Here is a 10,709-nt window from a genome sequence, read left to right on the forward strand (position 1 = left end):
GCGGGGTCGCGAGCGAGCGCACGCCGAGGATGACCGGTGCGTTCCACGGCGCCATCGAGAGCACGACGCCCGCCGGCTGGCGCAGGCCCATGGCAAGCGAGCCGGGGCGGTTGGAGGGGATGATTTCGCCGGTGATCTGCGTCGTGAGAGACGCCGCTTCCCGCAGCATGTCGGCGGCGAGTCCGACGTTGAACATCGCCCAGCCGGCCGTCGCGCCCGTCTCCGATGCCATGGCGGCGACGAAGTCGGGCGTCTTCGCCTGCAGCTTGTCGGCGGCAGCCAGCAGCAGCTTGCGGCGCAGGCCCGGCCCAGTCGCCGACCAGGCGGGGAAGGCCTTGGCCGCGGCATTGACCGCCTGGCGGGCGTCCTCCAGCGAGGCGGCTGCAACCTCCGTCGCGACCTCGCCCGAGATCGGGTTGATGCGGGAGAAGGTGCGCCCGTCGGAGGCGGCCTGATCCAGATTGTTGATCTTCAGTCCAAGGACAGACATGGTTTTCTCCTGGTTCGAAAATTCAGACGGTGGCGCCGAGGAACGCGCGCTTCACCGCGTCGTCGTTCGCAAGCGCCGTTGCGGTGTTCTCCCCGACGATACGGCCGGCTTCCATCAGGTAGCCGCGGTCGGCGATCGATAGGCTCATCTTGACGTTCTGCTCGACGACGAGCAGCGCCAGCCCGCTCTCGCGCACCCGCCCGAGCGCCGCGAAAAGCTCGCCGACGACGACGGGGGCAAGGCCGAGGCTCGGCTCGTCGAGCATCAGGAGGTCGGGCTTCGACATCAGCGCGCGGCCGATCGCCACCATCTGCTGCTCGCCGCCCGACATGGTGTTGACGAACTGCCGGCTGCGGTCGGCGAGTTTCGGGAAGAGGGCATAGACGAACTCGCGGTTCGCCGCCGCATGGGCACGGGCGCGCCTGGCATAGGCGCCAAGCGCGAGATTCTCCTCAACGGTCAGATCGCCGAAGACGCCGCGCCCCTCCGGCACCAGTGCGATGCCGGCATCGACCACGAAATGGGCCGGGCGTCCGCCGATATCCGAGCCGGCAAAGCGGATGTCGGCGCCGGGGTCGGGTTTGACGAGCCCGGCGGCTGCCTTGAGCAGCGACGATTTGCCCGCGCCGTTCGCGCCGAGGATGACGACGGTCTCGCCCTTGCCGACGGCGACGGCGACGCCGTCGAGTGCGAGGTGCTGGCCGTAGTGGAGAGACAGGTCGCGGATCTCAAACATGACCGTCTCCGAGATACGCCCGCACGACCTCCGGATCCTTCAGCGTCTCCGCCGTCGGCCCGTCGGCGATTTTGCGCCCGGCATTCATGACGATTGAGCGGCCGCAAAGCGCACGGATGGCATCCATGACGTGCTCGACGAGCAGGACGGTAATTCCGCGCTCCGTCAGCGACCGGATCAGGTCGATGCCGACCTTAAGTTCGGTCGGGTTCAGCCCGGCCAGCCATTCGTCGAGCAGCAGCAGTTCGGGCTCTGCGGCGAGCGCCCGGGCGAGTTCCATGCGCTTCTGGTCGATATAGGTCAGCGACTGGGCCGGCTGATCCGCCCGCGTCGCGAGCCCGACGTCGGCAAGATGGCGAAGGGCCGTGTCGCGGGCCTTGGCGCCCCAGAGGCGCTGCCTGCCGAAGGCGAGTGCTGCAATGACGTTGTCGGCGACGGTGAGCGAGGGCAGGGCACGCACGAGCTGGAAGGTGCGGGCGACGCCCTTGGTGGCGATGCGGTGCGCGCCGAGGCCGGAGATCAGCTCGCCATTGAGGGCGATGGTGCCGCCGGTCGGTGGCAGCAGGCCGGAGATCATGTTGAGCACCGTCGTCTTGCCGGAGCCGTTGGGACCGAGCAGGCCCACCACTTCGCCACGTGCCAGCGAGAAGGAGACCGCGTTTACTGCGGTCAACCCTCCGAAGCGCTTGCTCAGGCCGGAAAGCGTCAGGAGATCGCTCATCTTGCGCCTCCGCTGCCGCGCCTCGCCTCGAGCGCCGCGAGCACGCCCTTCGGCAGCACGAAGACGATGGCGATGAAGACGAGGCCGAGGATGATCGGATAGTGGTTCGGGAAATTCGCCGACAGCCACTCGAAGAGCAGGAAGAGCGGGATGGCGCCGAACAGCGGCCCCCACAGCCGGTCCGCGCCGCCGAGCAGCGCCATGATCAGCGTCAGGAAAGAGATGGTCGGGTTGAAGACGATGGAGGGCTCGATATAGGTCCAGCGCGGCGCCTGGATCGCCCCGACGAGCGTGATGATGACAGCGCTCGTCGCGAAGAGCGCGAGTTTGAGCCGTGTGATGTCGATGCCGCAATGGCTTGCCACCACCTCGTCCTCGCCGATTACCTTCAGCGCCAGCCCCCAGCGCGTGCGCCCGATGCCCCAGGAGATGAGGAAGGTCGCCGCCGCCAGCGCCAGAAGCTGCCAGTAGATGCCCTCGGGTGTCACGGGCAGGAAGATGTAGCGCCCCAGCGTGCCGGTGATGTTGACCTCGTACCAGGTGACGAGCTGGCGGATGAGTTCCGCGAGGCCGAAGGTGAAGACCACGAAATAGACGCCGGCAAGCCTCAGCGTCGCCAGACCGACGACGAGCGCGACGGCAAGGCCGATCAGGGCCGCGACCAGCAACACCGCGGGATAGGGCAGCGTTTCGCTGAAGACGCCGACCGTATAGGCGCCGATGCCGAAGAAGGCGACGGTGGCGAGCGAGACGTAGCGCGTCGGCCCGGAAAACAGGCCCCAGGCGGTGGCGAGCACGACATAGCCCGTCATGCCGATCATCAGGGTCACCGCATAGGGACCGGCGAAGAAGGGCAGGGCCGCGAGAACGACGAGGGCGAGGCCGGCAAGGCCGAGCGAAATGAGGGGGCGCCCGGTCATCGCGCCGACCTTCCGAAAAGGCCCGCCGGGCGCCAGAGCAGGATCGCGAGGAAGATCAGATAGGTGGCGGCGAGCGTCAGGCCGGGATCGACATAGGTGGCGACAAAGGTCTCGACGAGCCCGAGGATGAGGCCGGAGGCAAGCGCGCCGAGCACATTGCCGACGCCGCCCATGATGACGACAATGAGCGCCTTCATGGTGAAGACGACGCCCGCCGTCGCGGTGAAGGTCTGGTACATCGAGATGACGACGCCGCCGGACGCCGCAAGTGCGCCGCCGATGGCGAACGCCATGCGTGCCGCCCGGTCGACGTCGATGCCGACGAGCGGCGCGGAAGGGGGCGATACGGCGACAGCGCGCAGCGCCGTGCCCCAGAGCGTGCGGGTCAGCGCCAGATAGAGACCACCGCCGAGCACGATCGCCATGACGAAGGCCAGCAGCCGGTTGGCCGCGATGTTGGTGCCGAGCACATTCACGCCGACATTGAGATAGCTGTAGCTCGTATAGTTGCTGCCGAACATCACGAGCAGCACGCCCTGGATGACGAAGAGCAGGCCGAAGGTGGCGAGGATGGAATCGATCTCGAGATTTTCCCGGCTCCGCGCCCGCCGCACCAGCGGCTGCATCATCAGGCCGTAGATCAGATAGCCGAGCCCGAAACCGAGCGGCGCGGCCGCGAGCAGGCCGACAACCGGATTGATGCCGAGGCCGGTGAAAAGCACATAGGCGAGAAAGGCCGCCGCGATGATCGTCTCGCCATAGGCAAGGTTCATGATGCGCGCGATGCCGTACTGGAGCGTCAGCCCCATGGCGACCAGCGCGTAGGTTCCGCCGAGCACCAGCCCGGACAACAAGGCCGTGACAAGCATGGCCGCTCCTTCAGTCTCTGCCGGTCCGCAGTCGGATCGACGGGATGATATCAACAATGCGGCCGATCGGCGTGTCTTGCGGCGCCCGACCGGTGCAGCCGGCAAGCCCCCTCATCCGGCGCTGCGGGCCACCTTCTCCCCGAAGGGAGAAGAGGCCATGCCGCACCGTCCTCGGATTTCCTCTCCCCCTGGGGAGAGGTCCGCCGAGCGAAGCGGAGGCGGGGTGAGGGGGCGACGCCGGTCGCGACCTCTACTTCTTCCACGCCTGCCGCGGCAGGATCGGCTGGCTCGCGCCGGCGCGGTCGGCAGGTGCGACGCCGACGAACTGGCCGTTCTGCCACTGGCCGGTCCACCAGAGGCTGCGAAGCTGGTTGTCCTCCATCTTCGTCTCGCCCAGCACCGTCTGGAACGTACCGCTCGACAGTTCCGCCGAAACCGCCTCGCGGTCGAGCCCCTTGCGCTTGATCGCCTCCTGCAGCAGTTGCAGCGAGGCATAGGTGATGACGCTGCCCCAGTAGTCCGGGCCCTGGCCGATGACCTCTTCGTGCCGCTTGCGATAGGCGGCGTTTTCTGCGTTCGCCGGGTCGATGCCGCCGAGGCTCATGATGCCGCTGGCATTCTCGCCGTTGTTCTTGCCATAGATCGGAAAGCCGGTGCCGACGCCGAGATAGAGCACCTTCGGATTGAAGTCGGCGACCTGCGCCTGCTGGGTCAGCGCAAAGGTATCCGGCGGATAGGAGAAGGCGACGAAGGTGTCGGCGCCGCTCGCCTTTGCCTCGTTGATCATCGGCGAGAAGTCCGAGGTGCCGACCGGATAGGTCTTGTCATAGACGAGTTCGATGCCGGCCTCCTCGAAGGCGGGCCGGGCGGCCGTCACCAGGTCGATGCCGAAGCCGTCGGCGACGGAGACCATGGCAACCTGCTTGTTGATCATGCCGTCGGCCGCCGCCTTGGCGAGGATGTCGGCCAGCGCCTTGGCATAGTCGTGGCCGCCGCCGAGCATCCAGAAGCTCTTCGTCCAGCGTTTGACGAAATCCGGTGCCTTGTCGGTTACGGCCGAGACGGCGAGTTGCGGATAGCCGTAGCGGTCGAAAAGCGGTGCCGCGGCGAGGTTGAAGCCCGTGCCCCAGGGCGCCAGGATGAAATCGACCTCGTCCTGCGTCGCCAGGCGTTCGATGGCGCGCACCAGTTCCTCCGACGTCGAGCGGTCGTCATATTCGATCACTTCGATCGGCAGTTTCGCGCCGTCCGGCAGTTCCAGCCCGCCGGCATCGTTCACGTCCTTGACCCAAAGCTGGTAGTTCGGCAGCGTCGTAATGCCCGCGCCGCCGGCATTCGGGCCGGTCTTGGAAATGGCGTAGCCGATCTTCACGGATGTGCGGTCCTGGGCGAGTGCGGCCGGTGCGATGCCGGCGGCCAGCAGCGCCGAGGCAGCCGCCATCACGCGCAGGACGTGCCTGCGTTCAATGCGTTTCATTGTGCATTCCTCCCAAAGGGCCTGCTCCCCGGCAGGCGTCGCGCCAAGGGGCGACAGCCACCCCGTCTCCTCCGGGCTGCCGTCGCGTCCTGACGGAAAGCAGACTAGTCCTGCTTCATCGGTGGTGAAATAGACATTTAGAAGAGATATTAGTACTTTTGACGCGAAGGAATTCGACACTATGCCTTTGCAGGAAATTGTTGCGCCGCACCATCGAAGCGGTATGCCGGCGCCGCCGCTTCCGATCGAGGCGTGGCTTTTTCGCGGTGCCCTCTCGCGATCCGGCTGGACCTTCCGCGGTGGTCGAAACCGGATATTTCTGTTGCTTTCCGGCGGTGGACGGGTGTCGCTCGGGCTGGCCGACCTTGCCCTTGCCGGGCCGTCGATCGTCTGGACGCCGGCCGGCGAACGCGGCGCGGTGATTTTCGAAGCGGGCGCCGAGGGTGCGGCGCTCGCGGTTCCCGAACTGGCGCTCGGGCCCGCCATGCCGGGCGGCGCGATCTTCACGGAGGTGCGCGACGCAATTGCCCGGCCGATTCTCGGCGCGAAGATCACCCTTCTCGATGCGCGCAAGATGGTGCAGACGGTTGAGACGATCGAGGCGGAACTGCGTGAGAACGGCCCCGGCATGCAGGAGGTCGTCCGGCATCACCTGGCGCTGCTGCTGATCGCCATCTGGCGACGGGTCAATCCGCCGATGGAAAAGCCGAAGCCGTCGCCGCGCGCGACGGTGCGCAGCTTTCTTCACCTCGTCGAACTGCACATGCGCGAGCAGTGGTCGCTCGCCGACTATGCGGGTGTGCTCGGTGTGACGCCCGACCGGCTGAACACCGCGGTGCGGCGGGCGACCGGTCGCACGCCGATGGAACTCATCCATGCCCGCATGATGATGGAAGCCGAGATGCTGCTCGACGGCTCAAGCCTGCAGATCGCGCAGGTCGCCGAAGCGCTCGGTTTTCGGGACGCCGCCTACTTCAGCCGGTTCTTCAAGCGCCTGGCCGGTGTTTCTCCGCGTGACCGCCGTGCGGGTCTTGCGAGCCGGCACGTGCGCGAGGAGACTTCCTACGCGGCCTGGCCATAGAGTCGGCCTTCGCAGCTCCCTGCTGAATATTTCCGCATGATGCCTAATACGCAATCGCTAATGCCGACTAAATATGCAGTATTTTCAAGTATTTAATCTTCTCAATGCGGGGAAAAGCCTCTAGACTTCTCTAAAGTTTCTAGGGTTCCGGTGCTCCTCAGGCACGACTGGACCGAGAGAAACGCCCCGATCGGGAGACATCCATCGGGTTCACGGCGGGATAAAAGCCCGGGAGACTCATGCAGCGACCTTCGTTGCCCTGGAGATCCCGTGTCGAGATTTCCGGAGATGAGCGTTGCGTGAGATCCCAGTCAACAGGGGAACACACGATGCGCCATGAGACATTTCCATCCATTCGCCGCGCCTTCCGGGCATTCGCCGCGGGGCTCCTGGGCTTCAGCCTTCTGGCTGTTTCCGCCCATGCGGAGCCCAAGAAGGAGTTCAACATCGCCTGGACGATCTATGTGGGCTGGATGCCCTGGCCCTATGCCGCCGACAGCGGCATCGTCAAGAAATGGGCCGACAAATACGGCATCACCATCAATGTCACGCAGATCAATGACTACGTCGAGTCGATCAACCAGTATACGGCCGGCAAGTTCGACGGCGTGACCATGACCAACATGGACGCACTGACGATCCCGGCCGCCGGCGGTGTCGATACGACGGCCGTCATCATCGGCGACTTCTCCAACGGCAATGACGGGATCGTCTCGAAAGTCGCCAAGACGCCGGCCGACCTGAAAGGCCAGACGATCAACCTGGTCGAGCTTTCGGTGTCACACTATCTGCTGGCGCGCGCACTCGAAACCGCCGGACTTGCGGAGAAGGACGTGACAGTCGTCAACACCTCGGACGCGGACATGGTTGCCGCGTTCAAATCGCCCGAGACGACGACCGTCGTCACTTGGAACCCGCTGCTCGCGGAAGTGAAGGCCGAGCCCGGCACCGCGTCCGTCTTCGACTCGGCGCAGGTTCCGGGCGAGATCATCGATGCGCTCATGGTCAATTCGACGGTGCTGGCGGACAATCCCGATTTCGGCAAGGCGCTGGCGGGCATCTGGTACGAGACCATGACGCTCGTCACCGACCCGGGCGACAAGGGCAAGGAGGCGCGTGCCGCCATGGGTGCGCTCTCCGGCACCGACCTTGCGGGCTACGACGAACAGCTCGCGGCGACGAAGCTCTTCGCCACACCGGCCGAAGCGGTCTCCTTCACCGAGGGCCAGGAGCTGATCAAGACGATGGATCTGGTGCGCACCTTCTCCTTCGATCACGGCCTGCTCGGCGAGGGGGCCGCGGACAAGGATGTCGTGGGTATCGCCTTTCCGAACGGCGACGTGCTCGGCTCTAAGGACAATGTGAAGCTGCGCTTCGACGCCAGCTTCATGAAGATGGCCGCCGACGGCGCGCTCTGAGAGCGAAGGAGGCGCGAGCCGGGCGGTTCGCGCCTCCTTCTCAGGCAGTTTCCGCAACGGACTTTGGGAGCCTCGCATGCGGCGTGCCATGAACATCGTGCCGACGGGAGGGACGCGTCTCCTGCTCGCCATCCTGCCCTTCCTGCTTGTCGCGCTGATCTATGTCGTCAGCTCGGCCGAGCGCCGGGCTGCCAATCCCGCCGACAAGCTGCTGCCGCCGATTTCGGAAATGGGGGCCGCCGTCGAGCGCATGGCCCTGACGCCCGACCGGCGCTCGGGCGAGTTCCTGCTGTGGTCCGACACGGTGGCGAGCCTCAAGCGACTGGCGCTCGGCATCGGCATCGCCGCCGCGATCGGGCTCGTCCTGGGCCTGATGCTTGGCATCCTGCCCATGGCGAGCGCCGGACTCTCTCCTCTGGTGGCTGTCATCTCGATGGTGCCGCCCATGGCTGTGCTGCCCGTCCTCTTTATCGTCTTCGGTCTCGGCGAACTCTCGAAGGTCGTACTTATCGTCGTCGGAATCGCGCCGTTTCTCGTCCGCGATCTTGCAATGACCGTCGGCGCCATCCCGCGCGAGCAGCTCATCAAGGCGCAGACGCTCGGTGCCTCCACGTGGCAGGCCGTTCTTCGGGTTGCACTGCCGCAAGCCATGCCGCGGTTGCTGGAATCGCTTCGCCTTTCGATCGGTCCCGCCTTCCTCTTCCTGATCTCAGCGGAAGCGATCGCCGCCGAAAACGGCCTCGGTTACCGCATCTTCCTAGTGCGCCGCTATCTGGCGATGGACGTCATCCTGCCCTACGTCGCCTGGATCACCCTGCTCGCCTATCTGCTTGATTCCGCCCTCGCCTGGATCGCCCGCCGGGGCTTTCCCTGGGCCTATGCGCAGGAGGCACGCTGATGAGTGCGATCTCCGTGCGCAACGTCTGGGTCGAATATGGCGACCAGATCGTGCTGGAGAATGTCGACCTCGATATCGCCTCGGGCGCATTCGTGTCGGTCGTCGGCCCCTCCGGCTGCGGCAAGTCCACCTTCCTGCGCATGGTGCTGGGCCAGGAGCGTCCGTCGCGCGGCCGGTTCCTGATCGACGGCAAGCCGTTGCCCGGCGAGCCGGGGCCGGACCGCGGCGTCGTCTTCCAGCGTTATTCCGTCTTTCCTCACCTGAGCGTCGTCGGCAACGTGCTCGCAGGCTACGAATTCGCCGAAAGCCCGTTTCTCGGCAAGTTGTTCGGCGCCCGCCGCCGCGCGGCGGCGGAAAGGGCCAGCGCGCTGGTCGATGCGGTCGGGCTCGGGCCGCATGCTGAAAAGTATCCCAGCGCTCTCTCGGGCGGACAGCAGCAGCGGCTCGCGATCGCGCAGGCACTCGCACGCGAACCCAAGGTCCTGCTCCTCGACGAACCCTTCGGCGCGCTCGACCCCGGTACGCGCGCCCAGATGCATGCGCTGATCCGGCCGCTCTGGAAGGAGCGGGGCATGACGGTGATCATGGTCACCCACGATCTCAAGGAGGCTTTCGGCCTCGGCACGCGCCTGCTCGCCTTCGACAAGCCGCGCATCGATCCGCAGGCGCCGCACCGCTACGGCGCCCGCATCATCTACGACCTCGACCTGACGCGGGACGGCCCCGTGCCGGTGCTGGGCTTCTCGAAGCCGATCGAGTCGTCCCCGACTGCAGAGGAAACTCAAAGGAGCATGACCCATGCGTGAACCCCCCGTCCGCCGATCCCGCCATGCCGGCCTCCGCCCGGCCCCGGAGCACGTGCGCCGGCATCATCCGGACTTCAACATGCTCGACAGCCAGGGCTGGAAGGCGCTGGAGGCGGAGGCGGATCTGCCGGGTTCCGGCTGGGGGCGCGAGAAGCGCTGGGCCAAGGAAATGGGCCTGCCCGGCGCCGACAGCCTGACCGACAAGTGGATTCCGACTTTTGCGCGCGGGGAACTGCCGCACTTCGCGGGCATCAACACCTTCCTCAAGGCGCCCTATGTCGAGAACGTGCGCGACGTCGGCAAATACGACGCGGCCGTCGTCGGCATCCCCTTCGACAGCGGCACCACCTATCGTCCGGGCACGCGCTTCGGGCCGCAGGGCATCCGCCGTATCTCGGCGCTCTACACGCCCTACAACTACGAAATGGGCGTCGATCTGCGTGAGCAGATGACGCTCTGCGACGCCGGCGACGTCTTCACCATCCCGGCCAACCTGGAGAAGAGCTTCGACCAGATCAGCCGCGGCGTCTCGCATGTCTTCTCCTCCGGCGCGCTGCCGATCATGCTCGGCGGCGACCATTCGATCGGGTTCCCCTGCGTGCGCGGCATTGCCGAATGCACCTCGAAACGCATCGGCATCATCCATTTCGACCGGCACATCGACATCCAGGAAAAGGATCTCGACGAACGCATGCACACCACGCCCTGGTACTGGGCGACGAACCTGCCGAACGTGTCGCCGAAGAATCTCGTGCAGCTCGGCATCGGCGGCTGGCAGGTGCCGCGCGACGGGGTCAAGGTGGCACGCGAGCGCGGCACCAACGTGCTGACGATCGGCGACATCGAGAAGCTGGGGCCGGAAAAGACCGCCGAGATCGCCCTGGAACTGGCCTGGAAGGACGCGGACGCGGTCTATATCTCCTTCGACGTGGACTCGATCGACTGCGGCTTCGTGCCGGGTACGGGCTGGCCGGAGCCTGGCGGCTTCCTGCCGCGCGAGGCGTTGAAGATCCTCGGTCTGGTCGCGGCGGAGGGGCTCTGCGGGCTCGAGGTCGTGGAAGTCAGTCCGCCTTATGACACCTCGGACATCACGGCGCTCTTCGGCGTGCGTGTGGTCGTGGAAGCGCTCGGCTCGATGGTCGCCCACGGCAAGCTCGGCTCGCACAAGCATCTGATCGACAAGCCTGTGACCTATTGAGGAGGAAGCCATGCATTACGGCCACCATGATCACGGCCACGGACCGCGCGGGCCGGGCGAAGCCCCGGATCACCATCATCCGCATGACCATCACC

At 66.0% G+C, this 10,709-nt stretch carries 11 protein-coding genes and 1 riboswitch; of the genes, 5 read left to right on the forward strand and 6 right to left on the reverse strand.

Annotation, left to right across the window (positions count from 1 at the left end):
* The 6 genes from LXM94_RS23995 to LXM94_RS24020 all read right to left on the reverse strand — a co-directional run.
* Positions 1-490 (reverse strand): aldehyde dehydrogenase family protein (locus LXM94_RS23995; protein ID WP_235774130.1); only part of this gene is annotated, 490 nt, incomplete at its 3' end.
* Positions 491-512: 22 nt separating this feature from the next.
* Entirely contained in the window at positions 513-1,226 is a 714-nt protein-coding gene (locus LXM94_RS24000) for an ABC transporter ATP-binding protein (RefSeq protein WP_235774132.1), read from the reverse strand.
* Positions 1,219-1,947: an ABC transporter ATP-binding protein gene (locus LXM94_RS24005; RefSeq protein ID WP_235774135.1), complete on the reverse strand. Its 729-nt coding sequence runs from the start codon at positions 1,945-1,947 to the stop codon at positions 1,219-1,221. Before LXM94_RS24005 ends, LXM94_RS24000 begins: the two co-directional genes overlap by 8 nt.
* A complete protein-coding gene (locus tag LXM94_RS24010; RefSeq protein ID WP_235774137.1) occupies positions 1,944-2,867 on the reverse strand; it encodes a branched-chain amino acid ABC transporter permease in 924 nt (307 codons plus the stop codon). The genes LXM94_RS24005 and LXM94_RS24010 overlap by 4 nt, the downstream gene beginning before the upstream one ends.
* On the reverse strand, positions 2,864-3,736 hold the full coding sequence (locus LXM94_RS24015) for a branched-chain amino acid ABC transporter permease (protein WP_235774139.1): 873 nt from the start codon (positions 3,734-3,736) through the stop codon (positions 2,864-2,866). The genes LXM94_RS24010 and LXM94_RS24015 overlap by 4 nt, the downstream gene beginning before the upstream one ends.
* A 250-nt stretch (positions 3,737-3,986) precedes the next feature.
* Complete coding sequence (locus LXM94_RS24020; protein ID WP_235774141.1) at positions 3,987-5,213, reverse strand: amino acid ABC transporter substrate-binding protein; 1,227 nt, start codon at positions 5,211-5,213, stop codon at positions 3,987-3,989.
* Between the two features lie 322 nt (positions 5,214-5,535).
* Between LXM94_RS24020 and LXM94_RS24025 the strand changes: the two genes are divergently transcribed.
* The 5 genes from LXM94_RS24025 to LXM94_RS24045 all read left to right on the forward strand — a co-directional run bounded on the left by LXM94_RS24025 (position 5,536) and on the right by LXM94_RS24045 (position 10,614).
* Positions 5,536-6,294 carry a helix-turn-helix domain-containing protein gene (locus LXM94_RS24025; protein ID WP_235774143.1) on the forward strand — a complete coding sequence of 253 codons (759 nt, stop codon included), beginning with the start codon at positions 5,536-5,538 and terminating at the stop codon, positions 6,292-6,294.
* Between the two features lie 128 nt (positions 6,295-6,422).
* A riboswitch (guanidine-I (ykkC/yxkD leader) is annotated at positions 6,423-6,531 on the forward strand.
* Between the two features lie 92 nt (positions 6,532-6,623).
* Positions 6,624-7,712: a putative urea ABC transporter substrate-binding protein gene (locus tag LXM94_RS24030; protein ID WP_235774145.1), complete on the forward strand. Its 1,089-nt coding sequence runs from the start codon at positions 6,624-6,626 to the stop codon at positions 7,710-7,712.
* Positions 7,713-7,788: 76 nt separating this feature from the next.
* The gene (locus LXM94_RS24035) at positions 7,789-8,610 is read left to right on the forward strand and encodes an ABC transporter permease (RefSeq protein ID WP_235774147.1); all 822 of its coding nucleotides are present in this window, start codon (positions 7,789-7,791) and stop codon (positions 8,608-8,610) included.
* On the forward strand, positions 8,610-9,416 hold the full coding sequence (locus LXM94_RS24040) for an ABC transporter ATP-binding protein (protein WP_235774149.1): 807 nt from the start codon (positions 8,610-8,612) through the stop codon (positions 9,414-9,416). The genes LXM94_RS24035 and LXM94_RS24040 overlap by 1 nt, the downstream gene beginning before the upstream one ends.
* Positions 9,409-10,614: an agmatinase family protein gene (locus tag LXM94_RS24045; RefSeq protein WP_235774151.1), complete on the forward strand. Its 1,206-nt coding sequence runs from the start codon at positions 9,409-9,411 to the stop codon at positions 10,612-10,614. The genes LXM94_RS24040 and LXM94_RS24045 overlap by 8 nt, the downstream gene beginning before the upstream one ends.
* Positions 10,615-10,709: the final 95 nt, after the last annotated feature.

It is taken from the genome of Rhizobium alarense (assembly GCF_021555155.1).
In the GTDB taxonomy this organism is placed as follows: domain Bacteria; phylum Pseudomonadota; class Alphaproteobacteria; order Rhizobiales; family Rhizobiaceae; genus Rhizobium_D; species Rhizobium_D alarense.

Excerpts from the sequence above, each read along its gene's own strand:
- LXM94_RS24045 (WP_235774151.1), top strand. The coding sequence starts at position 9,409 with ATGCGTGAACCCCCCGTCCGCCGATCCCGCCATGCCGGCCTCCGCCCG.
- LXM94_RS24010 (WP_235774137.1), bottom strand. The coding sequence starts at position 2,867 with ATGACCGGGCGCCCCCTCATTTCGCTCGGCCTTGCCGGCCTCGCCCTC.
- LXM94_RS24030 (WP_235774145.1), top strand. The coding sequence starts at position 6,624 with ATGCGCCATGAGACATTTCCATCCATTCGCCGCGCCTTCCGGGCATTC.
- LXM94_RS24005 (WP_235774135.1), bottom strand. The coding sequence starts at position 1,947 with ATGAGCGATCTCCTGACGCTTTCCGGCCTGAGCAAGCGCTTCGGAGGG.
- LXM94_RS24020 (WP_235774141.1), bottom strand. The coding sequence starts at position 5,213 with ATGAAACGCATTGAACGCAGGCACGTCCTGCGCGTGATGGCGGCTGCC.
- LXM94_RS24015 (WP_235774139.1), bottom strand. The coding sequence starts at position 3,736 with ATGCTTGTCACGGCCTTGTTGTCCGGGCTGGTGCTCGGCGGAACCTAC.
- LXM94_RS24040 (WP_235774149.1), top strand. The coding sequence starts at position 8,610 with ATGAGTGCGATCTCCGTGCGCAACGTCTGGGTCGAATATGGCGACCAG.
- LXM94_RS24035 (WP_235774147.1), top strand. The coding sequence starts at position 7,789 with ATGCGGCGTGCCATGAACATCGTGCCGACGGGAGGGACGCGTCTCCTG.
- LXM94_RS24000 (WP_235774132.1), bottom strand. The coding sequence starts at position 1,226 with ATGTTTGAGATCCGCGACCTGTCTCTCCACTACGGCCAGCACCTCGCA.